This window comes from Methanomicrobium antiquum (assembly GCF_029633915.1).
In the GTDB taxonomy this organism is placed as follows: domain Archaea; phylum Halobacteriota; class Methanomicrobia; order Methanomicrobiales; family Methanomicrobiaceae; genus Methanomicrobium; species Methanomicrobium antiquum.
In genome coordinates this window covers 1,270,039-1,296,681 of sequence record NZ_CP091092.1, presented here as the reverse complement: position 1 = coordinate 1,296,681, position 26,643 = coordinate 1,270,039, and the positions used below count along the sequence as shown (strand labels likewise).

General features: G+C 36.2%; 25 protein-coding genes. 12 read left to right on the top strand and 13 right to left on the bottom strand.

Going from position 1 to position 26,643, the window contains the following annotated elements; all coding sequences use genetic code 11:
- Nucleotides 1-224: 224 nt before the first annotated feature.
- The 10 genes from L1994_RS06445 to L1994_RS06400 all read left to right on the top strand — a co-directional run bounded on the left by L1994_RS06445 (nucleotide 225) and on the right by L1994_RS06400 (nucleotide 9,491).
- A complete protein-coding gene (locus tag L1994_RS06445; RefSeq protein ID WP_278098638.1) occupies nucleotides 225-2,717 on the top strand; it encodes a CDC48 family AAA ATPase in 2,493 nt (830 codons plus the stop codon).
- Nucleotides 2,718-2,828: 111 nt separating this feature from the next.
- On the top strand, nucleotides 2,829-3,275 hold the full coding sequence (locus L1994_RS06440) for an Hsp20/alpha crystallin family protein (protein ID WP_278098637.1): 447 nt from the start codon (nucleotides 2,829-2,831) through the stop codon (nucleotides 3,273-3,275).
- A gap of 424 nt (nucleotides 3,276-3,699) precedes the next feature.
- Nucleotides 3,700-4,044, top strand: coding sequence for a DUF2147 domain-containing protein (locus L1994_RS06435; protein ID WP_278098636.1), 345 nt, complete (start codon nucleotides 3,700-3,702; stop codon nucleotides 4,042-4,044).
- Between the two features lie 259 nt (nucleotides 4,045-4,303).
- Nucleotides 4,304-4,657 carry a hypothetical protein gene (locus L1994_RS06430; protein WP_278098635.1) on the top strand — a complete coding sequence of 118 codons (354 nt, stop codon included), beginning with the start codon at nucleotides 4,304-4,306 and terminating at the stop codon, nucleotides 4,655-4,657.
- Nucleotides 4,658-4,935: 278 nt separating this feature from the next.
- A complete protein-coding gene (locus L1994_RS06425; RefSeq protein WP_278098634.1) occupies nucleotides 4,936-5,718 on the top strand; it encodes a TFIIB-type zinc ribbon-containing protein in 783 nt (260 codons plus the stop codon).
- Entirely contained in the window at nucleotides 5,718-6,752 is a 1,035-nt protein-coding gene (locus tag L1994_RS06420; RefSeq protein ID WP_278098633.1) for a TFIIB-type zinc ribbon-containing protein, read from the top strand. Before L1994_RS06425 ends, L1994_RS06420 begins: the two co-directional genes overlap by 1 nt.
- A gap of 2 nt (nucleotides 6,753-6,754) precedes the next feature.
- Nucleotides 6,755-7,342 carry a hypothetical protein gene (locus L1994_RS06415; protein WP_278098632.1) on the top strand — a complete coding sequence of 196 codons (588 nt, stop codon included), beginning with the start codon at nucleotides 6,755-6,757 and terminating at the stop codon, nucleotides 7,340-7,342.
- Nucleotides 7,343-7,356: 14 nt separating this feature from the next.
- Entirely contained in the window at nucleotides 7,357-7,692 is a 336-nt protein-coding gene (locus L1994_RS06410; RefSeq protein WP_278098631.1) for a hypothetical protein, read from the top strand.
- Nucleotides 7,693-7,721: 29 nt separating this feature from the next.
- Nucleotides 7,722-8,258, top strand: a complete 537-nt coding sequence (locus L1994_RS06405) for a hypothetical protein (protein WP_278098630.1) — start codon at nucleotides 7,722-7,724, stop codon at nucleotides 8,256-8,258.
- Nucleotides 8,259-9,491: an SPFH domain-containing protein gene (locus L1994_RS06400; protein WP_278098629.1), complete on the top strand. Its 1,233-nt coding sequence runs from the start codon at nucleotides 8,259-8,261 to the stop codon at nucleotides 9,489-9,491. It begins immediately after the preceding gene.
- Nucleotides 9,492-9,653: 162 nt separating this feature from the next.
- Here L1994_RS06400 and L1994_RS06395 read toward each other — a convergent pair whose 3' ends face one another.
- From L1994_RS06395 to L1994_RS06380, 4 genes are all read right to left on the bottom strand, one after another.
- Complete coding sequence (locus L1994_RS06395; protein ID WP_278098628.1) at nucleotides 9,654-9,863, bottom strand: hypothetical protein; 210 nt, start codon at nucleotides 9,861-9,863, stop codon at nucleotides 9,654-9,656.
- Nucleotides 9,864-10,254: 391 nt separating this feature from the next.
- Nucleotides 10,255-11,190 (bottom strand): hydantoinase/oxoprolinase family protein, encoded by a 936-nt coding sequence (locus L1994_RS06390; RefSeq protein WP_341275781.1) that lies wholly within the window; start codon nucleotides 11,188-11,190, stop codon nucleotides 10,255-10,257.
- Nucleotides 11,183-12,076, bottom strand: coding sequence for an ATP-grasp domain-containing protein (locus L1994_RS06385; RefSeq protein WP_278098627.1), 894 nt, complete (start codon nucleotides 12,074-12,076; stop codon nucleotides 11,183-11,185). Before L1994_RS06385 ends, L1994_RS06390 begins: the two co-directional genes overlap by 8 nt.
- 291 nt (nucleotides 12,077-12,367) lie before the next feature.
- Nucleotides 12,368-13,738: a CARDB domain-containing protein gene (locus tag L1994_RS06380; protein ID WP_278098626.1), complete on the bottom strand. Its 1,371-nt coding sequence runs from the start codon at nucleotides 13,736-13,738 to the stop codon at nucleotides 12,368-12,370.
- Between the two features lie 345 nt (nucleotides 13,739-14,083).
- Here L1994_RS06380 and surE point away from each other — a divergent pair, with 345 nt between their 5' ends.
- Nucleotides 14,084-14,866 carry a 5'/3'-nucleotidase SurE gene (gene surE / locus L1994_RS06375; protein ID WP_278098625.1) on the top strand — a complete coding sequence of 261 codons (783 nt, stop codon included), beginning with the start codon at nucleotides 14,084-14,086 and terminating at the stop codon, nucleotides 14,864-14,866.
- 122 nt (nucleotides 14,867-14,988) lie between these two features.
- Here the strand turns inward: surE and L1994_RS06370 are convergent, their stop codons facing one another.
- From L1994_RS06370 to L1994_RS06340, 7 genes are all read right to left on the bottom strand, one after another.
- Nucleotides 14,989-15,480, bottom strand: coding sequence for a HEAT repeat domain-containing protein (locus L1994_RS06370; RefSeq protein ID WP_278098624.1), 492 nt, complete (start codon nucleotides 15,478-15,480; stop codon nucleotides 14,989-14,991).
- Between the two features lie 46 nt (nucleotides 15,481-15,526).
- On the bottom strand, nucleotides 15,527-16,936 hold the full coding sequence (locus tag L1994_RS06365) for a condensation domain-containing protein (protein WP_278098623.1): 1,410 nt from the start codon (nucleotides 16,934-16,936) through the stop codon (nucleotides 15,527-15,529).
- A gap of 267 nt (nucleotides 16,937-17,203) precedes the next feature.
- The gene (locus L1994_RS06360) at nucleotides 17,204-18,337 is read right to left on the bottom strand and encodes a sugar-specific transcriptional regulator TrmB (protein ID WP_278098622.1); all 1,134 of its coding nucleotides are present in this window, start codon (nucleotides 18,335-18,337) and stop codon (nucleotides 17,204-17,206) included.
- Complete coding sequence (locus tag L1994_RS06355; protein WP_278098621.1) at nucleotides 18,321-19,307, bottom strand: homoserine dehydrogenase; 987 nt, start codon at nucleotides 19,305-19,307, stop codon at nucleotides 18,321-18,323. The genes L1994_RS06360 and L1994_RS06355 overlap by 17 nt, the downstream gene beginning before the upstream one ends.
- Complete coding sequence (locus tag L1994_RS06350; RefSeq protein WP_278100817.1) at nucleotides 19,307-19,795, bottom strand: amino acid-binding protein; 489 nt, start codon at nucleotides 19,793-19,795, stop codon at nucleotides 19,307-19,309. Before L1994_RS06350 ends, L1994_RS06355 begins: the two co-directional genes overlap by 1 nt.
- A gap of 358 nt (nucleotides 19,796-20,153) precedes the next feature.
- On the bottom strand, nucleotides 20,154-20,963 hold the full coding sequence (locus tag L1994_RS06345) for an NAD(+)/NADH kinase (RefSeq protein ID WP_341275780.1): 810 nt from the start codon (nucleotides 20,961-20,963) through the stop codon (nucleotides 20,154-20,156).
- A gap of 13 nt (nucleotides 20,964-20,976) precedes the next feature.
- Entirely contained in the window at nucleotides 20,977-21,753 is a 777-nt protein-coding gene (locus L1994_RS06340; RefSeq protein WP_278098620.1) for a bifunctional fructose-bisphosphatase/inositol-phosphate phosphatase, read from the bottom strand.
- Between the two features lie 81 nt (nucleotides 21,754-21,834).
- Here L1994_RS06340 and L1994_RS06335 point away from each other — a divergent pair, with 81 nt between their 5' ends.
- Nucleotides 21,835-22,215, top strand: a complete 381-nt coding sequence (locus L1994_RS06335) for a translation initiation factor IF-5A (protein WP_278098619.1) — start codon at nucleotides 21,835-21,837, stop codon at nucleotides 22,213-22,215.
- 345 nt (nucleotides 22,216-22,560) lie between these two features.
- On the opposite strand, the gene L1994_RS06330 is transcribed toward L1994_RS06335, so the two are convergent.
- Nucleotides 22,561-25,515 (bottom strand): methyl-accepting chemotaxis protein, encoded by a 2,955-nt coding sequence (locus L1994_RS06330; protein WP_278098618.1) that lies wholly within the window; start codon nucleotides 25,513-25,515, stop codon nucleotides 22,561-22,563.
- Between the two features lie 6 nt (nucleotides 25,516-25,521).
- Nucleotides 25,522-26,355, bottom strand: coding sequence for a ParA family protein (locus L1994_RS06325; protein WP_341275815.1), 834 nt, complete (start codon nucleotides 26,353-26,355; stop codon nucleotides 25,522-25,524).
- Nucleotides 26,356-26,643: the final 288 nt, after the last annotated feature.

Below are 26,643 nucleotides of genomic sequence, written 5' to 3'. Positions count from 1 at the left end.
TTTTTGGTATATTGATATCAGAATATGTGAACTGATATGTCCGGATGATTAGGAAAATCACACTTATTTTTAAATTTAAAAACGGGCATAAGCTGTTTTGAATCTCTGCATCTTTTGTAAAAGTTTAAATTATGACTGTTTTCAAAAAAGTTGCCATGAAGCATTGTATTATATATTATATATGATTACTATAAGTAAATATCAACTAAAGAGGTTACATTATTATGAATAATTCACAGTCATTTGAAGTCACAGTAAAAGAAGCACTCCATGAGGATGCAGGAAGAGGTATTGCAAGAATCAGCATTGATGTAATGAATGCACTTGATCTTAGAAGCGGCGATGTGATAGAAATTTCCGGAAAGAACAAAGCCGCCGCCATTGTCTGGACCGGCTATTCTCAGGACACAGGTAAGGCGATTATCCGGATTGACGGAAATATCCGTGGAAATATCCAGACAGGTATTGATGAAAAAGTCACTATCAGAAAAGTCGATGCAAAGTATGCTGAAAAGGTTGTAATTCATCCAACTCAGCCAATATCACTTCGCGGCGGAGAACAGTATATTGGAAGGCTCCTCTCCGGAAGACCTGTCAGCGAAGGTCAGGCATTCCGTGTAAACATAATGGGAAATGCTTTGACATTTGTCATATCAAAAGTCAAACCTTCAGGTGTTGCAATTGTCGGTCCTGAAACTGAGATTGAGATAAAAGATACCCCCTATGAGCCAAAAGAGGGCAGTAAAAAAGATGTTCCTGATGTTCATTACGAAGATATCGGTGGTCTTGGAAGAGAACTGGATCAGGTAAGGGAGATGATAGAGCTTCCCTTAAGACATCCTGAAATATTTGAAAAATTAGGCATTGAGCCTCCAAAAGGAGTTTTACTCTACGGCCCTCCCGGAACCGGAAAGACCTTAATTGCAAAGGCAGTCGCAAACGAAGTTGATGCTCATTTCATGACACTTTCCGGTCCTGAAATCGTAAGCAAATATTATGGTGAAAGTGAAGGAAAACTAAGAGAAGTCTTTGAAGAGGCGCAAAAAAATGCTCCGACAATAATCTTCATAGATGAAATTGATTCAATCGCACCAAAGCGTGAAGAGACCAAAGGCGAGGTTGAAAGGAGAATTGTCGCCCAGCTTTTATCCTTAATGGATGGTCTTAAAGGAAGAGGCGAAGTAATTGTCATTGCGGCAACAAACCTTCCTGACAATATTGATCCGGCACTTCGCCGTGGCGGACGATTTGACAGGGAGATTGAAATCGGCATTCCTGACAGGAAGGGACGTCTTGAAATATTCCAGGTTCATACACGCGGAGTTCCGCTTGACTTATCAGAAATTTCCATATCAAGCGAAGAAAGTGTTGAACTAAGTCGTAAGTTTGCAGAAATGGGAGAAACCGAAGGGAAAAAGCATGAAGACGAGATTAAAAGAAAGAAATTCCTCGAGCCCTTTTCGGCAGTCACACACGGATTTGTAGGAGCAGATATATCCCTGCTTGTAAAAGAGGCCGCAATGCATGCACTTCGTGAAGAGTTAAGGGATATTAAAACCGGAGAAGACATCCCAATAGAAATTATTGAGAAAATAAAGGTTAAAAGAAGTGACTTTGAAGAGGCCCTAAGACATGTTGAGCCTTCAGCCATGCGTGAAGTCCTTGTTGAAATCCCTGATATTTCCTGGGATGACATCGGAGGGCTTGAAGATATCAAAAAAGAGCTTACCGAATCTGTAGAATGGCCGCTTAAATACCCTGAGATATTTGATAAATTCGATACAAAACCGCCTTCAGGAATCCTTCTCTTTGGCCCTCCGGGAACAGGAAAAACGCTTCTTGCAAAGGCGGTTGCAAACAAAAGCGAGTGCAATTTCATATCGGTAAAAGGCCCTGAGCTTCTCTCAAAATGGGTAGGAGAATCTGAAAAGGGAGTCCGTGACATATTCAGAAAGGCAAGGCAGGCATCACCCTCGATAATATTCTTCGATGAGATTGACGCTTTGCTTCCAAAAAGAGGAACTTTTGAGGGTTCATCTCATGTAACAGAAAGTGTTGTAAGTCAGATATTAACTGAACTTGACGGTCTGGAAGAACTTAAAAACGTAACAGTGCTTGGAGCGACAAACAGACCTGATATGCTTGATGAAGCCCTTATGAGACCTGGACGTCTTGACAGAATTATCTATGTTCCACCGCCGGATGCGAAAGGAAGAAAGAAAATCTTTGAAGTATATCTTAAAAATTCAAAGAGCCTCCTCTCAGAAGATATAAGCATTGATGAGCTTGTTTTGCAAAGTGAAGGTTATGTTGGTGCAGATATTGAACTTGTTGTTCGTGAAGCAAAACTTCAGGCAATGCGTGAGTTCATTACACTGATGGACAGCAGAACTGAAGAGGAAAGGCAGAAGGTTTTGGACAATGTCCGTGTAACAAAAGAGCACTTCAATGCCGCAATGAAAAAAATTAAGAGTTCTCTTGATAAATCTGCAATTGAAGAATACGAAAGAAAGGCGTGGCCTGTAATGTATTCAACAGATGAAAGGCAGATTCTCGAAAAAGCGGCATCAGCAATAAAGCGATCAGAATTCGGCGAAGATGCAGAGGATAAAACAGAGTGCAGGAAAAAGCTTGAAAAAGTCACATATTCGAGATTAAAGGACTTTGAACAGATTAAAAAATTAACCGGCGAGTTAATATCCAAAATTGAACAGTAAAACCTGTCAGCCGGATTAGATTAATAATAAAACCTTTAATGACGATGAAAAAATTCGCATATGGTGGCAGGTTTGATAAAATAAACAATCAAACCTTTATGGAGACAACCAATGTCTGAAGATGAAAAAGACAAAAAAAAGGATTTCAATGACGTAATCAGAAAAATCCTGGAACAGGCGATAGAGAATGGTATATTTCCATTTGGAAATAATTTTTCAATAACAATAGCAGGCGGAAAACTTCCTGTTGAATTAATACCATTGGACATTGACATGCCGTTTAATAATATGAATAATTCCGAAGACGGGTTTATTTTAAATAACCCGCATACAGAAGTTCATCAGGATGGAAATTTAGTTATTGTCTATGTGAATATTCCGGGTTCTGATATGTCAAACACTGCCGTTTCTGTAAACGGGAATTTGATATACATATCATCCTTTGAAGATAATATCAAACACTTTGCAGAGGTAAAAATACCTGACATTAAAAAAGAGACAATGAAATACAAATACAATAATGGTGTGCTGGAAATATCCGCCGCTAAATATGATTGAAATTTTCAAAGTAAGCTTTTGAAAATTTAAAACCTTTATTTTTCTTAAAAAAACGTTCATGAAATTATATTTCATGCTAACTGTTTCATGTAAGTTACATAGTAACTTTCATAGCAAAACGCACATGATGAACTTTTTTCATCACACAAAAAAGTGATGATAAGTCTATCAGGAATTTTTGATTTTTATAGCAAACGCACATGATGAGCTTTTTTCATCACACAAAAAAGTGATGATAAGTTTATCAGGAATTTTTGATTTTTATAGCAAATTCAGTTTATTATTCATTAAATCAGCATTCCTGACTAAATTTATAAATCGGTTATATCTGGAAAAAGTAAGTGAAACCTAATCTTTCATCCCCTTTTTTTCAAATCAGAATTTAGAAATTAATATTAATAAAGTGTCACACTTATCTTAAGGTATGAAAAAGATTGGATATCTGGTTGGTATTATTCTTTGTCTGCTTGCGGCTTCTGGTGCCGCAGGCTGTATGGGACCTGATCCCATTGTTGGCTACTGGAAAGAGTATACAATTCCTCTTGTAAATATTGAATCAACATTTTATGAAGACGGAACATTCATTTTTTCTGTAAATGGAGTCGGAACAGATGGAAAATGGACAAGCAAGAGCAATAAAGAATATGATCTGGATTTCGGTGTTGGAAACCCGATTACAGGCCGCGTAAGTGATGACGGCAAAAAGCTTTCATTTGAATATGTTATTTTGGGAAAAACTGTCAGTCTTTCACTTGAAAAGGTCGCTTAAAAAGAGTAAAACTTTATAATCATTTTTTTTTTGTTTTATTAAACCAATTTTTTTACTAACTTTTATAAAATTCGAATCTGATTACCATGAACCAGTTGCATGAACTATCTGTTTCACTAACTGTTTGAAAAATTTAATAATTTTTTATTGATTTATGTAATTTTTAATTTGTTTTTATTGATCTTTCCTCTCAAATATCCATGAATGTGGTCTTTGTTTTTTCAAAAAATATAAATATCAGAGAGGCGGGATTTTATTCATGAAAAAGATAATTTTTGGTCTGGGATTATTTGTACTTCTGCTGTCTGTTTTGTCTTCCGGATGTACATCCCAAAATGAAGTAATTACCGATGAAGTGATTAGTGTACCTGACAACGATCAGCACCTCTATCTGCTTTCTGCAGGAACATACAAAATAACGCTTACATCTGACACTGATATTGATGTATTATTTGACACTGTCGCAGATTATGATCAAAAGGGCAAAAAGACCTTTGATAAAGTAGTAACTCTTACAGAAGATACAACAATGACAGTAAAGAACTGGGCATTAATCGGGCTTGGTTCAGATGCCAATGTTCAGGTAAAGATAATCAAAAACCCTGTTGTCTAAATCTGAATTACTTTTTATTTTCAAATCAATTTTTTTTCATATTCAAAATCTGCATGATGAGTAATTACCATCATAAAAAAACAGTAACAGTCTTTTTTGGAATTTTGGCTCTCATGGTAAATCATGAAAGTGTTTTTAAGGGATTTTTTTAGGGTTCACTTGTTAAATATCCAGTTCGTAACATTTTTTTTGTATATTTGTCTGAATATTAATTTGGCGCTATTAGATAGAGTAATACCCGAAAGAAATATTAATTTGGCTGGCGTTATTAAGTTTAGATGTCGAGTTTCGCATGCCCAAAATGTGGTGCAAATGTAAACGTCAGTACAGGCGTTCATTTTATAAACTGCAAATACTGCGGTACTACTGTTTTTGTTGACAGAAGCGGAGTGATGTTTTACTATGTCCTTCCCTTCTTCATAAGTGATGAAAAAGCAAAAGGAATATTTAAAAGGTGGACTGCAAATCCTCAGGCTGACAAAGAGCTTGAATCAAAGGCTAAAATAACAGGATTTAACAAGCAGTATTTCCCGGTGTACCAGTTTAGAAGAGATGTCAACGGAAAAGAAAAGTTCTATGTAAAACCTGCCAAAGGAACAATTCTTCCGGGAATGAACAATCTGACAATTCCTGCAGGAGACATAAAGATATTTGATGAATCCTTCAATCCAGGTGATGCAAAAGTCTTAGATGTCGATTTCGGTATGGATGCATACATAAACGACCTTGAAGGAGTTGGAAAAGAGCAGGCTTTAGTATACTTCCCGATATTTGAAATTGACTATGAATTTAACGGCCAGGTCTACAAGATTATAATTGACGGATCATCAGGCAAAGTATATTCTGCAAATTATCCAACAAGATCATCAGTTCCTTATGGTCTTGTAGCAATGGCAAGCTTTGGCCTTGCATTCCTTGGAGGGCTTTTGGGAATGATTGTATCTTTTATTTTTTATGCTCTGATAATTGCAGCGTTTTTCATAGGTTATTACTTTGCAATGAAGGTTACAAAAACATCTGAAATGCCAGGTGAGTCACAAAGTGCTGTGGAGGCTTTCTAATGGCAGAAAGAATAGTTTTTGGAATGAGTTGTCCTTCCTGTGGAGGAAGAGTAGAGATTTTGGAAGGAGAACAGATTGTATTATGTCCGTTCTGCAACAGTGTGCATTCTCTTGAAACAAAAGAGGGAATAGCAAAATTCATGTATAAGATGGTCCTTGACCGTGACAAGGCTGTATCAACTGTCAAAAACTGGTTTGAAGGCGGATTTAAAGCACGTGATCTGCCTGAAAAGGGAGAAATAACTGAGGCTTATCCATTATACCTGCCATTCTGGCGTCTTGTTGGAAGAGGAAAGGCAATTTTGTGCGGTTACTCTGAAGACAAGGATGACGATGGAAAGACAACTAAAAATTATTACAATAATGTCTGGGATTCTGATTATCTCTATACATTAATTGCCTGCGATGCAGGAGATATTGGCGTTTCTTATCTTCGAAATTTAAAAGGTGATATTGTTCCTTATGAAGAAGAGGAGATTCCAACCTTTGAAGCAACTGAATCAAAAAGTGAGGCAATAGAAGAAGGCAGGAAAAAAATTGCTGACATGACTTATTCAAATGCAAGAGGAAGAATTGAAAAAGTTACATTTTCAAAAGTGTTTGTTGATCCAAAGGCATTTGAGCTTATATTCTATCCTTTCTGGGTTGTAAGATACAACTATTCAGACAGAGATTACTTTGCAGTCGCAGACGGAGTCACAGGTGACATTTTATCCGGAAGAGCACCAGGAGATCCTCTCTATCAGAGTCTTTCTATCGGTGCAGGAGGAAGTATTGGTGGTGCAATAACAGGAATAGGTCTTGGATTTTCAATTCTTTCTGAAAGTGGCCTTGTTGTTGCAACAAGCATTGTCGGACTTACAGTTTTATACATGTCTTATTATCAGTTCAGGTACAGATCAGAGATAATTGTCGGAGATCTTCAAAAACCCTCAATAAACTTAACAGCAATGTTTAAAAAATCAGGACAGGCGACAGATGCACAGCAGTACTCTAAAACAGGAAATGTTGAGATATTGCTTAGGAGGAAGTAATCATGGTTTCTTTAAAGACTCTCAAATGCACAAACTGTGGAACGCCTCTTACCTCTAAAGAGCGGGATAACATCTTTATCTGCAGTAAATGCGAAAATATTATGGAATTTTTAAATGGAGATGTCCAAAAAGTGGACAGCACAATTGCCGCGTATAAAAAAGAGGGCGGTTCTGAAAAGGTGTACATGCCATTCTGGGTTATAAACGTTGATATAAAAGTAAATAAGGAAAAGATTGTCGGCGGAAGAATCATGAGATTCATAAAAAGTGAGAAAAAAATGGCAGGAAACCAGAATCTTTTCGTATGTGCCGCCGACATTGCACCTGATATCGTAAAAGAATGGAATGTTGATTTCACACTTGAACCACCTGTAATTGAAGAAAATCAAAGTTTTAATGGAATTTCAAGAGTTCCTGCTGTAATTGACAATGAGGCGGCAAAACAGCATTCTGAGTTTATGTTTTTAAGGCATGAGGCCGATATCTCAGGAACACTTCAGGAGATAGATTATGACTTTGACATCAATTCCTATAGAATAATTTATATGCCGTTCTATAGAAATAAAAACAAATACACTCCGGGAATTTAGGAGGTTTGATTTACATGAAAGAAGATGACAAAAGATTTCAAATGGGATGGACTGCAGTAGCTTTAATGTTTGGTGTTTCTATCCTTGTCGGATGGATATCAAACTGGGATATGAACTACACAGCAGCAGTATTCTTTATAGGTCTTGCAATGATTCTTGGAGTTCTTGCAATGGGCATTGGCGAGAAAAACGTATATCTTGCAGGATTTGCAGGACTGCTTGGAATTATAGGTGTAGTTGCAATTCTAACCCGCCCTGCCGGGCCTGACGTTCCGGTTGTACCGCTTCTTGGTGGAATAATTGTGGGTGCCGCCCTGGCATACATGGTTTACACTTACTCTAAGAAGTAAACCCCTATTTTTATCAGGGGATGAATTAAATGGTTGATTTAAGAGACAGAGTTACAGAAGACAGGGGGCTTTTAAAGAATATCCAGCTTGCAATCCCCGGATTTCGTGGTTATCGAAAGAGAGAGGATTTAAGGATTGCAGACAGCCTCTTAAGAGTTCAGCTTGCAGATAAGATTAAAACTGATGTATCTGCACCTCTTGAAAATGCAAGAGAAGCTGCGGCAAAAGCACTAAACCTGGATGTTATGAATGAGATTGGTGAGCTTATATCAAAGGTTTCGCTTGCAGAGAAGAAAGTAAGGCATGCAGATCAGGGATATTCAGGAATTTCTCCCAATTACAGAATTGACCAAGACCAGCTTGAGGCACTTTATGATTATGATCTCAATATGATTGGTCTTGTTGAGAGTATGAGTCAGGAGGCAGAAAGTATTCTTCTTGATGCAGAAACAGGAGATTTCATGTCTATGAAAAAATCCTGTGCACAGACAAAGAAGAATGCTGTTTTGTTTTTAAACGTGTTTAAGGAAAGACATAATACAATGGCAGATCTGGGGGCATTTTAGATGGCTCTTTTTGGCAAAAGACCGGATTATCACGGTGGAAGCGACATCAACGGTGCAGACTCAAGAAAAGGATTTTACTGGGTTGAGGAAAATAAGGGTGATAATCTCATCTGGCGTCTTCCAAGAAACATCCGGTGGAATGACAATGTGATGGTAAGGGAGGATGAATACGGTGTATTCTTCCGTGACGGCAAAGCCATGCAGGTTTTTGACCGCCCTGACAGATATGCAATGACAACGCAGAACATCACCGGTCTTCAAAGCATTGGAAAGGCTGTTGTCGGTGTAACTCAGATTGGAGAGTTTTACTGGGTTCAGAAACGTGAATTCCGTTCCAACTTTGGAACATCCGAGCCTTTGAGTTTCCGTGATGTTGATTTTGGCGTTGTCAGGCTTCGTGTGTTTGGCCAGTATGCATACAAAGTCACTGACCCGATGCTTCTTATCACCCAGTTTGTAGGCACTAAGGGAATGACAAAGTCAGACGAGATTATCGGCTGGCTTAAAGATCAGATTGTAATGATCTTAAATGACACCTTAGGAGAGTTAAAATCCAAACAGAATATGGGTGTTTTGGACATGCCTGCATATCTCTCGGAAATAGAGCAGTTATGCATCTCCAAACTTACTGGTGAGACCGAGCAGTATGGTCTTAAGATTACAAAGTTCTCAGGTTTAAACATCAATCTTCCTGAAGAGGTACAGCAGGCTGTTGATAAGCGTGGTGCAATGTCAGCACTTGGCGTAAACTACATGCAGTACCAGACCGGAAGAGCTATTGAGGATATTGGCCAGGGAGCCGCCCAGGGCGGAGGCCCGGGCGAAGGAGCAGGCTTTGCAACGATGGGTGCAGGCATGGGTGCAGGCTTTTCAATGGCAAATGTCATGGGACAGTCCATGGGTGCAGGCATGGGAGGAGGTGGCGGAGCGCCGGGAGCCTTTGGCTCAGGCCCGCAACAGCAACAACAGGGTTCTAATCAGCAGGGTGCAGGTAACCCCTGTGTTAAATGCGGCCATCCGTTAAGTCCCGGAGCAAAGTTTTGTCCAAACTGTGGTGCACCTCAGTCAGGTGATACTGTTAAGTGTCCAAAGTGCAGTTTTGATGTTCCTAAAGGTGCAAAATTCTGCCCTAACTGTGGAAATCCTATGGGCTCTGCCAAATGCTCAAACTGTGGTGCTGATTTAGAGCCTGGTGTAAAATTTTGTGCAAATTGCGGAAAACCGGTTGAGTGAGTGAAGTTAAGATAAACAAATTTAACCCGTTTTTACTTTTTTTTAGGTTTTAGATACAATTACACATTCAATTATTGTTTAAATTAAAAGAAAGCTGATTAAATAAAAAAATAGCTGACTAAATCAAAAACAGCCGATTAAAATAAAAATTTAAGATTTTAATCAATCATCATCTGAGCCCGAATCATCATCATCCGAGTAGTCATATTCGTCTGGTGACTCAGCAGATTCTTTGTAATCATCATCTGATCCTTTAGAATCTCTCACAATTTCAGGATCTTTATTATGATAATAATCGTCATTTTTGTTACCTGAACTGCCGCCGCTTCCGATGGTGATTTTTATTCCTTTCAGAAAATCAATGATTCCCATAATGAACAATACTAGATTAAACAATTATTTATCAATTTTGGCAGATTTAAGTCAGATTATTGATTTTTAAAATAAATTTCAGAGCGAGTGGCTGTGAAAAAAAAAACTTTCCGGAATATTTTTTGAACGTTTATAAAAAAGTATATTGAACCCTTGTTTCAGGAATATAATTTTGATTATTCTGAATCAGAAAAAATAAGGGGTGTTTTGTCATAAGGACAGTATATTTCATCGCCTGAAGTACAAAAACCGCAGAGGGGGCAGTATTTTTGTTTTTTATTGCTTTTTAAAAATGGAATTAAAGGTAGTAAGAAAAAGATGAACAAGAATGGCAGACCTAATAGTATGAATATTAAAGATGCCACAATAGAGCCTAAAAGAATAATTATGCTCAGAAGATACCTGTTCGTTTTGACACCTCATATACAGCACGGGCAGGCAAAGCATCAGAAAACATATTTTTTTCCACTCCAAGATCAATGCATCCAAAAAAATCTGATATTATATGTGATCCTATTCCTGCTACAATAATACCTTTAGAATTTGTCTTCTCAATTGCCTTATCTGCATATTTTTTTATCAGATTCATCTGTTCATTGTAAAATGCATCTGCAATCTCTAAAGCACCGGCCTTTCCAATCTCATCCAAATCCGAGCATACAACCCTTGAAAGCCTCTGCAATGATGCATCAACTGATACCTCTGCACCGTCCGGAGTAGGTGTTGTATAGTCCTCACAGGTAATATTTCCAAGAACAAGATGTGCATCGGCGCTTTGGGAAAAGTATTCACTGCTCACAAGTGTTTCATGTCCGCAAACATTGACTGTTCTTAAAAGAGACGGGATTGTGCTCCTAAGCGTGCCTGTATAGACGAGATAGCCGTTTCTCAGTCGGTCGAGATCAGTCATTCCTTTAAGTGAATCAAAAGAGTTCAGAGGTATAATATCGGTTGTTGTACTTCCAAAGTCAATAAGCAGACTATCTTCATAGATTCCCCTTAGATAATCAGCGGATGCAAACCAGTTTGCCGCGGCAAGTGATGATACGGGTTTGTCATGAAAATTTCCGTCTGTTCCATAAAACAAAGAGTCAGGAATTGCGGCTTTTACTGAGTTAAAGATAAATTCAATACCCTCTGTTTTTCTTAAAAAGCCGTCTGCAAGCTCCCCGCTCATAACAACAGCGGCTTTTTTTCCGGAATACTCCATTAAGAGCTCTTTTAACGGAGCTTTCTGCCACATTGGACAGTAGTGAATTGCAACAGATTTTCCATTGAATATTTTCAGGTTAGCGCCGCCCACATCTATTCCAATAATATCATTCAATTTTTGTGACCTCCCCTTTTGTGTTGAATGATACTTTGCCATCTAAGTGAACCTTATCGAAAACATTCCCTTTTGATGCTTCAACTAAAATTTCGGCAATCTCTTCTTTCATAATACTGCAAATTCCAACAAGGCTCGTAGTAGGACGAGGGTTTACATCAACGACACAGATTCTGTCATCTGATACAACCATATCAACACCTGTGTATCCCTGGCATCCCAAAATATCAAGACACTTAATTGCCGTTTTTATTATTTCATCAGATCTTGGATGAAGAACGGGTGTTTCTCCGCCATGATAGCTGAATTTGTTCCCGACCCGTTTTATGTACTGGCGGTTTACAGATAATACAAGAGGTCTTTTGCCGCTGAATGAAAGGCAGGTATCGCCTGTAACTCTTCCTCCTACCAGACTGACACTTATATTTTCGCCTTCGATAAACTCCTGTCCAAATTCTCCCTCTCCTAAGGGTTCGTCAGAAAGACGCATGTTTTGTGAGTCAACACCTTCTATTTTTTTTATCAGCCTTATGCCTTCATTTATCTCTTTTGGAACATCAATTCCGTTTGAAGATAAAATCGCACCTGTCCGGCGTTTATTAGAACATAATGCAATATTCAGGCTTCCGCATCCAATATTTCTTGTGTTGTCCTCTATTATTTTGGTGAAACGTGAGAGAATATCATCGGGTGCTATTACAAGACCTACATCACAATCCGGTGAAAGCCGCTTTAATTCCTCTCCAAAATCATCGCTTTTTTTTGGAGAGACTACTTCGTAGCCCAAACGCAAAAAACTCTCACTTAGAGTTTTTAGCATGCAGGCGCCTTCAGGTGCAAGGTCTGATTCATTGAATACTGTATATTCGGCAATTAGTGCCTTCATCTGTATAATTTTTAGACTTTAATGCACATGAGGATAACGATTGAGACCATCATATTTTTAAAAATCAATAAAGAAGTTACTTAAATAAAAAAGAGAAGTGAACTCAAATAAAGAATTTACTTAAATAAAAAAGAGAAGTGAACTCAAATAAAGAAGTTACTTAAATAAAAAAGAGAAGTGAACTCAAATAAAGAAGTAACTTAAATAAAAAAGAGAAGTGAACTCAAATTGAAAAACAATCAAATAAAAATAAATAAAAATTAAATTTAAAAGGTATTATCTGCACTTTTTTCATTTCTTTTTATTTTTCCCGGTATCGCTTTTTTTATCAGATGAAGCATCTGGTTTTTCATTTTTATCAGAATTTTTATTATCGTCTTTGTTGCTTTCTGATTCATCTGACTTTTCGACACTTATATCTTCTTTTAATTTATCAACGCTTTCATCTTCTTTTTTGCCGTCTTTAAGATCTTTTATCGCCCGTTCCAGTTTTTCTTCCATTTTTTCGGCAATATCGTCATCTTCCGGTACAGATTGTTTGTTTGATATTGAATTTGATTTTAAGACATCTATTTTTGATCTAAACCAGCGGACTTCGCGTTCACAGTTTTTGTTAAGGCCGTAATAATATCCGAGAGTGAATGATAAAACACATAAAAGAATTGATAAAAGACCAATTACACCACAGATGAAACAGACATTACAACAATCCGGTGCCGGACAATATGAATTGTAATTTTGATTTTCAGAGATTGTTTTTTCAGAATTAATAGAAGCTTGTGTTGTTGTTTCAGTTGTGTCTTTTGTGACTGTAATTTCCTGTGTTTTGTCAGAAGACGGGTTTTCAAGGATTATATCAAATAAATTATTATTTTCATCTGACTCATCAATCTGTTTGTAATAGTCAGCATATCCTTCAATTAGAGTAGTGCTCCCTGTGTATTTTAGATTGACAGGCTCAAAAATAGTTATACTCTCACCGGCAGGGAGGAATCCCACACTGCTTTCTGTACCGTTTTTAGCGCCGTCTGTGAAAAAGACTGATTTGCTTGATTCAGAGTCAGCTTCTCCAATATTTTTTATTGTATATGATATTTTGGAGATAACACCATTTTCCAGATTAAAATCAGCTTTCATTGATTCTATTACAAGATCAGGCTTTGGTGCTTCAATGCCTTTCACAACAATTTCTACTGTATTCCAGTTATCAGGACTGGATTTTTTATTGCTTCCGCTTCCGGGGATAACTCTGTATGCAGGTGAAATTTTCCATATGCCGGGACGGTCAGGCACAAATTTTTCTGTTATACTGTAATAATCACCAGGTTCTATTGTTTTTCCAACATAATTCTGGCCTAATCTGTTTGTATTTCCATCAGGGTCAGTTAAATCAAAATAAAGACCGCCAGGTTGATCGATTACAAGCTGGTTGTATATAGTCGATTCATAATAAAGCAGATATTTTGCAGTTATTTCATCCCCTACAAAAATATCAGGAGATTCTGCTGATACTGTAAATCCGTTTAAGATAAGACCTTCAGGTGAAAAAACAGGTTTATCAAGCGAATAATAATAATCTCCGGCTGATACTGCCGGCACTGTTAAGATTAAAGCAAAAACCAAAACCGCAAACCATGTTTTTATATTATATTTCTCAGACATGGAAATCACACAACTAACCTTTTTGTATATAAGCAAAGGATATTATACTTGTCTAAAAATGTCTGAAAAGTTAGGTTTTAAAATATCTTTTTTTTCATTAATGTTGCTATAAAAGTCAAAATTCCAAAAAGACTTTCATCATTTTGTCTGATGAAAAACGCTAATCCTGCGTTTTTTACATGAAATTTTTACATGAAATAAATTTCATGGACTTTTTTTTAAAAACCTTTAACCAGCATTAATGCTTTATTCTTTAATATCCGAAATCTTAAGATATTAAAATCCTGAAAAGATATTAAAAAAATATTCTTAGAAGAGAGTTGGATATAATAAAAGGACAAATTTATGAGACCAAAAATTCTTCTTACAAACGATGACGGTGTTACATCAGAAGGCCTGTGGGCGGCTTATGAGGCCTTAACAACATTTGCGGATGTAACTGTTGTCGCACCATCTACACAGCAGAGTGCTGTTGGCAGATCTATTTCAATTTTTGAACCGATAAGAGCGAATAAAGTGCAGATTAACGGGAAAGAAGCATATTCTGTTGGAGGAAAACCTACAGATTCTGTCATCATCGGACTTTTTGCACTAAAGATAAATCCTGATCTTGTAGTATCCGGAGTAAACATAGGAGAAAATTTGTCCTTTGAATCAGTGATGACTTCAGGAACAATCGGCGCCGCGCTTGAGGCCGCAAATCATGGCGTTCCGGCGGTTGCATTTTCTCTTCAGGTCGAAGACCAGGGAGACAAATTTGATGATCCGAAATATATAACTCTTGATTTTGAAGAGTCAAAAAAAGCAATAATTGATATCTGCAGAAAACTTCTAAAAAACGGGTTTCCTGAATCCAGTGATGTGATAAATGTAAATATTCCAAAGACATTTTTGGGAAAGTATGAAGTAACGCATCTGGCAGAAAAGTTGTTTGAAACCGGCGTTGAAAAAAGGCTTGACCCGCGTGGAAGGCCATATTTCTGGATTAACGGCCCGCTTTATGAAAATGCACCAAAAGGAACAGATGTAAACTCAATCTCTAAAGGAAACATATCAATAACCCCTATAACTCTTGACTCAACATCATACAAAGGTCTTAATGAGATAAAAGAAATTTTTGAGATATAGATTGATTGAAATTTTCAATTCATATTTCTTAATTTTTCTATTAAAACGTTCATGATATTTTTTTCTCATACAACACTCTCATGTAAGTTACGAAGTAACTTAAATTATAAATCTGATTTTTTTTAGATCTGAGTTGATTTCAACTTTAATTTTTGTATTGCTTCAGCCATTGCTTCTTTTGTTTTTGTGTTTTGTTCTGTTTCAACCGATTTTATTAGATATTTGTATGCAATATTTCCACCCATATTTCCAAGTGAAACAGCGGTAATCCGTCTTACATATTCGTTTTCATCACGAAGAAGGGGAATTAATGAGAAAGAAAGTTCCTTATCCTGAAAAAATCCAAGCCCTTTAGCCGCCATATAACGGACGTGATCTTTTGAGTCCTTCAATTTTCGTGTAAGAGGATTTACTGCCCGTGCATCCTTTATAAGACCCAGTGCTTCTGCCGCTCTGTACCTGACAACCCAGTCCGGATCGTCAAGTATGTTTAAAAGCGGCAAAACTGATTTTTGTCTGCATTCAACAAGAGATTTTGTAGCATTTTGTCTGATTGTTTTATCACTATTGTAAAGAAGAGAGATGAATTCCTTCACTCCTGCATCATCGCACATAAATATGAATTTTATTTTCTGATTATTAAATCTATTATTTTTTTTTTCATTTTGGAAGAATATCATCTACATACTCTAAAAAATCCTCAATTTTTTCTTTAGAGTACGGGCCCTGTTCATAGCCGCAGATAAGAGACAAAGAATTTTTAAATGTGGAAACTGTCATTAAAAACCCGGGTGGCCAGCATATGACAGGAAGAAACCAGGCATTTTTAACATTAAGAAAGGATTTTTTATAAATATCAGAGTCTTTTCTGCATGAAATGTTACACAAATCATTTGTTTTAGATTTATCTTCAATATGAGATTCATTAAAACCGGCATCGGATGTTTTTGGAATATCTGAAAAATCCTCATTATTTATTATACCAATATTTGAAAAGACCGGATTTTTAAAATTTGTCTTATCATAAGATAATATCATATTTTCAAAGAAATTTTTTATAAATGAACTTCCCTTCAAAAATATATCCTCATAAAATATGATACATCCAAGACCCAAATCTCCTGATTTTAAATTTTTTGTAATTTTTGTTATCTGGTTAATTATATCTTTAAGCTCAGATGATTGTTTTGCATAAAGAGACAATTCAAAGGCAACAGAGAGATTTACAGGATAATTTTCTTTATCTTTTCCATAATATTTTCTAATGTCGGCAGATGTCAGTATGGATTTTTCATATCCCTTTTCTGAATTACACGAATTAATCTTTAGAAGTGCAAGAAAAAATGCACCAATTATTATGTCATTTACTGTTGCATTATTGTTTTTTCCAAATTCTTTTATTTTTTCAAGTCTTTTTGGATTAAGTGTTCTTAAAGCTGTTTTTGGAGTACCACGTCCTTTCTTTTCATACGGAAATGCCCATTTATCAGAGAATGGCTTTTCGTTTTCACGGACAATTTTAAGATAATTTTCAGAGAAGTCTTTTACTATTTTTTCTGTTCCTCTGTAATACCATCCCTTATATTCTGGCCTGTATTGTGGATTTACTATTAGTTTTTTATATACTGAAAACAGCTCTTTTGCCATTAATTTAAGGCCGCCTGCATCGCAAAAGCCATGATGACATGATAATAAAATGAAATCCTGTGAATTATTCCTGTATATAATACCTCTAATCTGCGGTCCTGAATATACATCCAGAGGCGGAAGGGCAGACTCAAAAATATCTTTGGCATCTCCGGAATTCTCTTTTAAAAAGAAGCAATCTTTGATTTTAGATTCTGAAATTTTCTTCCAGAAAAATTCTTTATTAATTTCTATAAACTGTGATGAAAGGTAAGGGTCGGACTCAATATAGCGGATAAGAGCTTCATGAAATAATTTTTCATTAAGTCTGCCGTCAAATTCCAGAAGAATGTGCATTGTCGGCTCATATATCATATCAAAATATACATTGAAGACATCGAATACAGGCGCAGGTTTTTTTGTTTCGTCACTAAAAAAATTCATATTCCTCTCTAAACTAATTTTCTCTGATTATTATTGGTTTGAAACATTTATGTCTGAACAATTTTATTACTAAAATATTTACGAATGCAACAATTTATAGCAAAAATATTACATCAAAATTACTTCGTAATTCACATGAAACTTACATGAAATAGAATTTCATGTACATTCTTAACTGAACATGTTTTTGAACATAAGCATTTATTCATTAATGACTTTTAAGAGTTATTTCTCTGGTTCTTAAAGTCTGATTTTTAATTGACAGTATTATCTGGAAATTTTCTTAATATCATTACATTCCGGATTTAGAAGAATATCGTTTTCAAGACCTCTTAGTGAGACGGCGGCTAGTGCACCAATTATTCCTCTGCTTCCTTTAACATAGATATTTTCACTATCTGCAATTTTTCTTGCATAATTCTCATCAACTACAGACTTTCTTATACAAATTCCGTAATCCCTTAGATTATCTGATATTTTAAATCCGCATTTAACAGCAATTCCCCATTTTTTAGATAGTGATTCATCCTCAACAAAACGTGCGGCAATTTTTTTTATCTCCTCGACATTTTTTGGAATAACAGCAAGTTCAATATAACTGCATGAATTTCCAGCTGTGCATTCCAAAAGCTTTGGGTTTAACATTACAACCCTGTGTGATATTGGAATAACACCTTTTAGTTTTCCAAGATACTGTAAAAGACCAAGTGCCAGTGCAAATGTTGCGCCTCCGTCTTTTGTATCTGTATCATCAATGCCTATTATTACATGAGACATTGCCTTTGTATAAACTTCACCTTCTACAAGTTCTCCTTTGTTTGTAATGTGAATATTGCAGACACCTTCAGCCATTTTCATCATGTCGGTAAGGGAGTATGCAGGACCGCCTATGCACCTGATTTTCTGGACAATAAAATTGTCTTTTTTTCTGACATCAATAACTCCGACAGCAGGTGATGGATAAAGGCCGATTTTAATATCTTTTTCTTCATCTGAATTGTTAAGGCATGCATATTCAACTAAAAGATTTCCTTCTCTTCTGGCTTTGAAAATCCCGCCGCCGGCAAGGAGGTGATGGTGGTTGCAAAAGGCTGCACAACCGTAGCTTCGGCACTCATGAAAAATTGCTACAGTGTCGTCATCAACAGTAGTAAAAATTCGTTTGCATGCAGTCTGAAGCATTGTGCTTTTTGTAACATACTTTGCAGGAGAGCGTCCTCTCTTTTCTTCTTTTAAAACAAGGCAGTTTTCATCAATAAGACGGGTAATCCAGTCCTGAATAGTACTTCTTGGAATCTGTGTCTTCTCTTCGATATCATGCACAGAAAAATAGCCTTTTTTGAGAGTGCATTCTCTCATCAATTCCAATAATTCCCGTCTTTTCTCAATTACGCCTGCCATTGCACTCACTTATAAAGAGAAGATCTGCCAAAACAGCACTTGCAGTCTCAACTGAGCCTGCCCCTTTTCCAATAAAAGTGACTGCTCCTGCAAGATCTGTTTCTGCCGTCACCGCATTTAGAGTATCACTGACAACTAAAGTGTGGTTTTGCGGGAGAATTCTTGGAGATACACGGAGGCTTTCTTTTTTTGCATCAATCTCTCCGATAAGACGTATTGTTTTGTCATCCTGAAGGGCAAGCTGAAGTGCATCTGAAGGAATCTTGTCAATACCGGTAATCTCTACATCATTCAAAGTCTTGTTGAATCCAAAAATTGCGTTTGCCAAAATTACAAGTTTTATAGCCGCATCTATTCCTTTGATATCATATGTCGGATCTGCCTCTGCATATCCAAGTTCGCGGGCTTCCAAAAGCGCCTGCTGATATGTGAGTTTTTCATCAGACATCCGGGTTAAAATATAATTGCATGTTCCGTTGAACACACCGTATATTCTTTCAATTGTATTTCCTGCAAGTCCGTGTTCAAGAGCATGGATAATCGGGATTGCACCGCAGACTGTTGCCTCAAATCTAAAAGAGCAATTGTTTTTTTTGGCAATATTTATAAGATTTTGATATTCTAGCGCAACCGGCCCTTTGTTTGAGGTTACAACACTTTTGCCTCTTGAAAGGGCATATTTTATGTAGTCAATTGCAGGCTGGCCGGTATCTGCATTTGTTGGTGTAACCTCAATCAGTACGTCATATTCTGCCAAATCAAGAATTTCAAGAGGAGTGAGTTTATTCTCACCACAGCATCCGGTTTTATCTTTTCTTTCAAAGAGTGCGGGGATATCTATTCCGTTGTTGTCAATAAGTCCGCTTTTTGAGTCGGCAACTGCTGTTATTTTTATTCCCGGATTTTTTTCATGAATGATTTTTGCAAGACCTCTTCCAACAGATCCAAATCCAAGTAATACAACTTTCATCAGATGCCCTCCAGAGGTTCAACAATTAAAATCTCTTTTTGAACGGCAATTACTCTTAATATTTCCATTGCACGGTTTATATCCTCAAGACTGTCAGATTTAAGTGTCATTTTAGCAGAGGTTGGTTCATCTATCGCAGGCATTATCATCTGAAGTTCTCCTACCTCAGCAAAACCTGTTGCATCGATTCTGTCTACAGTATCGCTTAAGTCTGTGTGCATAAGGTGACCTATTAAAATGACAGATTTTCTGATTAAAAAACGCTCTTCGCCTATTCTTACTATTGAAACTCCGCTTTTTTTAAGCGTCTCCTTTAAAGACTCAAGTCTGTCTTTTGGCAGTTCAAGTGTTATTTCAACATCCAAAGTCTTGCTCTCGGATAAGGGATCTCTTTCATGAATAACAGATTTTATATTTCCGCCTGCATCCGATATCGGTTTTAACGCATTTACGAGCTGACCTGGTGAGTCCATTATCTCAAGTTTCATTGATACCTGCATATAGTAAGACACCTTTCATTTCATTTTGAACTCAAAAGAAGATAAGTCTTATACAAAAAGAAATGATTTTTAAAATTCAGTTTTAGCAAAAAATATCTATTGATTTTTGCATGAAATATGATTTGATAAACTTTTTTTTTGAAAGAAATTTACCATAAAAACGTCCATGAAAAATTTGTTTAATGAACATTTTTTTAAAAACGAATTTTAGCATGAAAATCAAATTATAATTTTCATGAAATAGTACATGAAAAATTTTTTTTTCATGAACGTTTTTTTAAAAAGAGAATTTTAACCTGAGATAATTATTTCACCATAAATTTTCATAACCTGATTAAAAGCTAAATTAAAGGGTTTTTAATTTGCTGTCAACTTTTGCAAAGAAATTTTTACCGGCGTTAATAAAGAGTGCAGGTTTTTGTGATTTTTCAATCGAAAGGACATTGCCGTTGAAAACTTCCATTATATGCTGGCCGTCAACAACCAAATCCGCCGGTTTTGTGCTGTCAAGTTCAACTCTTAATCTTCTTTTACTGCTGATTAAATGCGGTCGTGATGAGAGATAATAAGGTGCAAGAGGAACTATTAAAAAGCCGTCTATCCACGGGTCAACAATCGGACCGCCGGCACTCATCGCATATCCGGTTGAACCAGTCGCAGTGCTTATAATGACTCCGTCTGCCCTGAATCTTTCAGCCGGAACATGGTCGATATTTATTGTCAGCTGAAGGATTTTTGCAGGCCGCGATGAGACAATTACAGCCTCGTTTAATGCTTGGCCAATGTATTCACCATCAACACTCAGTGAAAGGCGCATTCTCTTTTCGATTGCATAATTTCCTGCCTCGATTTTAAGGAGATATTCTTTGGCTTCTTCAGGTTCGATATCGGTTAAGAATCCAACGCGCCCTCTGTTGATTCCTATTATTGGAATCTGGTTTTCAAGCTGTCTTACAGTATGAAGGACTGTTCCGTCTCCTCCGATAACTACTGCGGCATCCCCTTTTAAGGATGAAATATCTATACCATCACCATTTCCCAGTGCTATAGATGTTTTATTCTCACAGATTATGCTGTGACCGCGCTCTTCTAAAAATATGGACAATTCGTCTGCAAGGCTTAGAGCTTTTTCATCATCAGGCCTTGCGACCAGCACAAATCTAATAAAATCACCTCAGATATTCAATGGTTTTTTTGTGTATCAGACCGTTTGTAGCGATAAGACATTCTCCACGGCTGACATCGTCTGAAAACTGTATGGGTCTGCCGCACTTATCAGTTACTGTGCCTCCCGCCTCTTTGCAGAAAAGCATTCCTGCGGCGGCGTCTGTGACACGCAGGGTATTTCTTAGATCAATAAACCCGTCTAATCTTGCGCATCCGACATAACAGAGTTCAAGTGCCGATGCCCCGTAAAGTCTCCATCTGCGTATTTTCTCACCAATTTTAACGATAGTTTCAGGATCAAATTTTTTCCCGTAAACACTTATTGTACTTTTATCGAGGAATTCGGTATCTGAAACTTTTACTTTTATTCCGTTGCAGAAGGCTCCTTTATCTTTTTCCGCATAAAAAGATTCTCCGTGGGCTAAGTCTTTAACGTAGGCTTTTTTTATAACTCCATCCTCGGCAAATGCAATTGAAAGTGCATAAAATGGGTTTCCTGTTATTGCGTTGTGTGTGCCGTCAACCGGATCCAGGTATATTGTCCCTGATTTCCCGCCAATCTCTTCACATCCTGCCTCTTCACTAATCACCATACTGCAGATTTTTTTTTCCTTTAAATACCTGATGACTATATCTTCTGCGATCTGGTCAATTTTTTTTGTTGGTGTGCCATCAGCGCCCTGTCTGATGAATTCTGCCGCTTCAGGCCTTCCTACATATGGAATTATTGCACTTTTCACTTCGTTTGCGATCTCTTCACAGCAATCCTGAAAATTCATTATTTCGTACCTGTATATTTCATGATTCTTCGTTGAATTTATTTAAGTTGATTGTAATATACATAATAGAGTTTGATTATTATGAAAGAACAGACTGAAATTGGAAAATTAAAAGAGGGAAGATATGTCGTTATAGAGGAAGAGCCATGCAAAATTCTTGGCATTGCTACTTCAAAGCCTGGAAAACACGGTGCGGCAAAATCAAGGATTGATGCAGTAGGCATTTTTGATGGTGTAAAACGTTCAATTGTTCAGCCTGTATCAGCAAAGACATATGTTCCTATTGTAGAGCGCAAATCAGCCCAGGTAATTTCAATTTCCGGTGCAACAGTTCAGTTTATGGACATTAAGGACTTTGATATGTTTGAGCTTACAATCACAGAAGAAGAAGCATCCAAACTTGAAGCAGGAACCGAAGTTCCATACATTTCTTCTATGGGTAAGAAAAAACTTGATAATTAGTGAATAATTCAATGATATAAGTCAATATCATAATTTTTGTATTTTATTTATTGATTCAGAATTGTAATTTTATTAATTAAAAAAAGTGATTTGCATTAAAAACGTTCATGAAATTATATTTTCATGAAAACTTTTCATGTAAGTTACCAAATTAAGTAAGTTACGAATTTAAATTTCATGTAAAACGCACATGATGAGCTTTTTTCATCACACAAAAAAGTGATGATAAGTCTATCAGGGATTTTTGACTTTCATAGCGAATTATTTTGTGATTTTCATCACCATTACTATTGTTATTATTATCGTTTGCATGGAATATTAGAATATTTATTTTATGAATGGTTTTCATTCAATTCTGAATTTATTCATTGCATCTTTTAATTCTATAGACATTTCATGCATTGAATTTGATATTTCTCCTACTTCATCTGTTGTTGATGAAATCTCCTCTGCTAATGCTGTAATATTTTCTGTTCGTTTTTTGTTTTCCCTGTTGATTTCATTTGCGGCATCAACAAGCTGCATAAAGACATTTGTCTCCTGTGCCTGTATATCAGTTGCCTTGGAGATTTCAGTCATACTGCCTGATGCAACTACTATCTCCTCAACAATTTTGTTTAATGCTTCAATCGCCGCATTTGTACTCTTGATTCCAACTTTTATCTCTTCATCAACATGGTGCATTGAATCGGTAGTATTCTGACTGTTCTTCTGGATACTTGTGATTAATTCCTGTATCTGCAGTGTTGCTTTTTTGGATTCCCCTGCAAGATTCTTTACTTCTCCTGCGACAACAGCAAATCCTCTTCCGTTTTCTCCTGCGCGTGCCGCTTCAATTGCGGCATTCAATGCAAGCATATTTGTTTGTTCTGCGATTCCGTTGATTAATTTTACAATATCGTTGATTTTTTCTATCTCATAATTGAGAGAATTAATTTCCTGAACACTCTTCTTGGAAATTTCTCCAACAGCCTCCATCTTGTCAAATGCTTCTTTTCCTATTGCGGCCGCTTCCCTACCTTCTTTCTCCGCATAAAGTGTTTTTTGCATGACATCCTGAGTAGTACTTGAAATTTCTTCTATTGATGCTGAAAGATCAGAAATGCCATTGCTGATTTTTTCAAAATGTTTTGTGAGGTCTTCTGTAAAGTCGAAAGACTCATATGCATTTTGTGCCATTTTTTGAGCGGCATCTGAGATACTTTCGTTATTTTTGAAAAGTCCGTCAGCTGTTTCTTCAATATTATCTGTTTTTGATGCAATATCGCGGATTAACTCTTTTATTGACAGAACAGAATTGTTGAAATTTTCCTTCAGAATCTTTAGAGGATCGTTATCTGAAATTTTTGATCTGATATTGAGATTTTTGTCTGCAAGTTCAAGCATGCCGGATGTTATCTCTTTAGCACTTTCTTCAAGACAGACTGCTTCTTTTTGTACCTTCTCCATTAATTCCTGAAGGTCTTTTTCATTCTTCCTAAGCCTGGTTATTTCGTTGTAAACGACAAGAACGGTTGAGATATTCTCTTTCTCGTCCATTATGGGAATTGCGTATTGTTCAAGGACGTGAGTTTCAAGGGGAGTTTTGAATGAAACCTCTCCATATGAGCGCTTTTTGGATGAGAAAACAGTAGAGATATCATCGCCTTTTTTATCTTCAAATATGAAGTCTTTTAAATTCATCTTTAAAAGCGCATGTCTTTCAATTCCGCTTATCTTCTCAAATGAATTGTTTGAGACTAAAATATCAAGATTTTTACTTAGGAGAATTATCGGCATCGGGTTTTGCTGAACAATTGTCTCTGAGCGTTTTTTCAAGACATCAATCTCTTTCATCTGGGATTTTATCTCTTCGGCCTTATTCATCTCATGGGTTATATCGACATAAACAATTAGAATTTCAGAAACCTGGCCGTTTTTTCTTATTGGAATACCGTACTGTTTCAGGAAGCGTATTCCTGCCGGTAGTTTAATCTTTAATTCAGAAAGACTTCTTTTACCTGTTTTAAGAACTTTGGATATGCCGTCCCCTGATTTTTCAAGAATCTCAAAGTCGCGAAGATTCATTCTTTTTGCATCATTAACAGAGATTCCGGCCATATCTTCATAAGCCTTGTTTGCAACAATTATGTTATATGAAGAATTTACAAGAATTATCGGCATTGGGTTTTGCTGAACAATTGTCTCTGAGCGTTTCTTTAATGTTTCTATAATTTTTAGTCGTTTTTCTTCCTCTTCTGAGTCAGTTTTTGTGTCTGTTATTACTTTTTGAATTTCGTCTTTTAGTTCGGCAATGACTTTGTCTTTTTCAGAAAGGGCAGTTTTTTCTTTTTGAAGAATATTTTCATGTTCAGAGAGTTTTGATTTATATTCGTTCAAAATATTTTCTTTTGAATTAAGCTCTGATATCATCTCTGAGACAATATCTTCCTTCTTAAGAATTAGAAGATTTAAATTTTCTGTTTCTGCCTCAAAAATTTTTATTTTTTCAGAAGTTTTGTTTTCAGCATCAAGATATGCTTTCTCAGTGGCAGTTTTTATCTCCTCTTCGTACTTTTGCCGGAGCTTTTCAAATTCATCATCATTTTCCTCAACATTTTTTGAAAGTCTCTGGTTTAATTCTTTAAGAGTGATTATTTCTTCATTTAAGGATTTTATTTCTTCTTCATATTTTGATGTTTCAGAGTTGTTTTCACTCTCTTTAAAAACGACAATTTCTTCTTTCAAATCGCTTATTTCTTTATTTAAGTCAATTATTTTGTTTTCGTTTTGCTGAATTATTGATTTTAATTTCTCATTTTCAGTTTCATATATTTCAAGATCTGGTTTTAAAATTTCAATTGTTTTTTTGTTATCTTCAATAATTTTTTGATATTCTTCGATTAATTTTTCCTTTTCAAAAACAGCTTCCCTGTATTCCTCTGCCATTATCTGAACATCTTTTAATTCTTTTAAAAATTCCTCTGAATCTTTTAAATTTTGAGAATCTTCTGAAATTATTATGTTTTGATTGTCGGATATTATATCAGAAGATTTAATTTTTTCCAGGTCTGACTCGTAATTTTCAAGCAGTCTGTTTATTTCTATTGCAAGACCAGACAGTTTTTCGTCTTTTTGGTCATTCTCTAATCTTGCGCCCTGGTTTCCTGAGGTATAATCTCTTAAAATTTCTGTGGTTTTTGAAATGAATTCAGAGACCTTTTCATCAGCAGAGAGTGATTGTACTTCTTTTGGGATTGCCGCGCCGGTGAAAAGAGCTTTTCTTCCGGGTCTGTTTTGTTTTATTTTTTCATCTGCCATTTTTCATCACCACTTTTTAATTATTTCAGAAATTTCTCTGTATTTTTGTGAGGCCGGACTCTCAGGCGAGATATTTGTAACAGGCATTCCTTCTTTTTGGGCTCTGTATATCTCCGGGTCATATGGGACAGAATATACTTCCTTAATCATCTTTTTTACTTCTGCCTCAAGTTCATCCTGACGCTTTTTTTCAGTATCATCCGGATTTTTGGATGAAAACAATTGTTTGAATGCACTTTTTATCTCTTCCATTGGAGATTTTCTTTGATGTAGTGTTCCTGCGCGAGTGAAAATTGCCATGTCTGGTGATTTATTTTTTCCTGTATTTTCTTTTATGTCCTCAAAGATGTAATTTAAGCTTTCAAGGCCCTTTTGAGCGAAGATACTTTCATCAAGAGTCAAAACAATTCTGTCTGCTGCTATAAGTCCGTTTATCACAAACTGACCCATACTAGGAGGAGTGTCTATCAAGATATATCTGTATTCATTCAAAAGCGGCTTTATTGCCTCTTTTAAGACGAAAGCCCTCTCATTTATACTATAAAGGTAAGGTTCAACTCCAACAAGGTCCAGTGAGGATGGTGCAAGATCAATTCCTGATGATGTTTTTATAATTACATCTTTTAATGAGATATCAGGAAACCCTTCAAAAACATTCATGAAAACATCATACATGTTTTTTGACTGTTTTTCAGGGTCAACTCCAAGGCCTGTTGTAGCATTGGCCTGTGGATCACAGTCAATTATCAGTAATTTTTCATTGCTCTTTAAAAGACAGCCTGCAATGCTGAGGCATGAGGTTGTTTTTCCGGTACCTCCTTTATGATGTGCAAAAGTAATTACTGTTATAAAATCACCATCCTTTATTCATTTATCTCTATAGTTTGTTATGCTAAAAAAGATAACGAAGATTAATCGAAGATTAATCAATACAAATTCCGGACTTTTTTAAAAATGATTACAAAAAAAATCTGGCGAAATCCATAGTTTATGTCAAATGAAATTATTTTTATCGTTTTTATCACCCGTTTATGTAAATTTTACAGAATTAAAACTTTGGAATAGCAAATCCTGAATATTTCGGAATTTCGGGTAAGTATAAGGAGAAAAAGGGTAAGTACAGAAAGA

Bases quoted from the DNA above. Each gene is read 5' to 3' on its own strand.
- L1994_RS06395 (WP_278098628.1), bottom strand. From the start codon at position 9,863: ATGGGAATCATTGATTTTCTGAAAGGAATAAAAATCACCATCGGAAGC.
- L1994_RS06400 (WP_278098629.1), top strand. From the start codon at position 8,259: ATGGCTCTTTTTGGCAAAAGACCGGATTATCACGGTGGAAGCGACATC.
- L1994_RS06415 (WP_278098632.1), top strand. From the start codon at position 6,755: ATGGTTTCTTTAAAGACTCTCAAATGCACAAACTGTGGAACGCCTCTT.
- L1994_RS06435 (WP_278098636.1), top strand. From the start codon at position 3,700: ATGAAAAAGATTGGATATCTGGTTGGTATTATTCTTTGTCTGCTTGCG.
- L1994_RS06350 (WP_278100817.1), bottom strand. From the start codon at position 19,795: ATGAAACTTGAGATAATGGACTCACCAGGTCAGCTCGTAAATGCGTTA.
- L1994_RS06380 (WP_278098626.1), bottom strand. From the start codon at position 13,738: ATGTCTGAGAAATATAATATAAAAACATGGTTTGCGGTTTTGGTTTTT.
- L1994_RS06335 (WP_278098619.1), top strand. From the start codon at position 21,835: ATGAAAGAACAGACTGAAATTGGAAAATTAAAAGAGGGAAGATATGTC.
- L1994_RS06445 (WP_278098638.1), top strand. From the start codon at position 225: ATGAATAATTCACAGTCATTTGAAGTCACAGTAAAAGAAGCACTCCAT.
- L1994_RS06430 (WP_278098635.1), top strand. From the start codon at position 4,304: ATGAAAAAGATAATTTTTGGTCTGGGATTATTTGTACTTCTGCTGTCT.
- L1994_RS06365 (WP_278098623.1), bottom strand. From the start codon at position 16,936: ATGAATTTTTTTAGTGACGAAACAAAAAAACCTGCGCCTGTATTCGAT.
- L1994_RS06385 (WP_278098627.1), bottom strand. From the start codon at position 12,076: ATGAAGGCACTAATTGCCGAATATACAGTATTCAATGAATCAGACCTT.
- L1994_RS06340 (WP_278098620.1), bottom strand. From the start codon at position 21,753: ATGAATTTTCAGGATTGCTGTGAAGAGATCGCAAACGAAGTGAAAAGT.
- L1994_RS06355 (WP_278098621.1), bottom strand. From the start codon at position 19,307: ATGAAAGTTGTATTACTTGGATTTGGATCTGTTGGAAGAGGTCTTGCA.
- L1994_RS06370 (WP_278098624.1), bottom strand. From the start codon at position 15,480: ATGTGCGATGATGCAGGAGTGAAGGAATTCATCTCTCTTCTTTACAAT.
- L1994_RS06410 (WP_278098631.1), top strand. From the start codon at position 7,357: ATGAAAGAAGATGACAAAAGATTTCAAATGGGATGGACTGCAGTAGCT.
- L1994_RS06360 (WP_278098622.1), bottom strand. From the start codon at position 18,337: ATGGCAGGCGTAATTGAGAAAAGACGGGAATTATTGGAATTGATGAGA.
- surE (WP_278098625.1), top strand. From the start codon at position 14,084: ATGAGACCAAAAATTCTTCTTACAAACGATGACGGTGTTACATCAGAA.
- L1994_RS06425 (WP_278098634.1), top strand. From the start codon at position 4,936: ATGTCGAGTTTCGCATGCCCAAAATGTGGTGCAAATGTAAACGTCAGT.
- L1994_RS06405 (WP_278098630.1), top strand. From the start codon at position 7,722: ATGGTTGATTTAAGAGACAGAGTTACAGAAGACAGGGGGCTTTTAAAG.
- L1994_RS06440 (WP_278098637.1), top strand. From the start codon at position 2,829: ATGTCTGAAGATGAAAAAGACAAAAAAAAGGATTTCAATGACGTAATC.
- L1994_RS06330 (WP_278098618.1), bottom strand. From the start codon at position 25,515: ATGGCAGATGAAAAAATAAAACAAAACAGACCCGGAAGAAAAGCTCTT.
- L1994_RS06420 (WP_278098633.1), top strand. From the start codon at position 5,718: ATGGCAGAAAGAATAGTTTTTGGAATGAGTTGTCCTTCCTGTGGAGGA.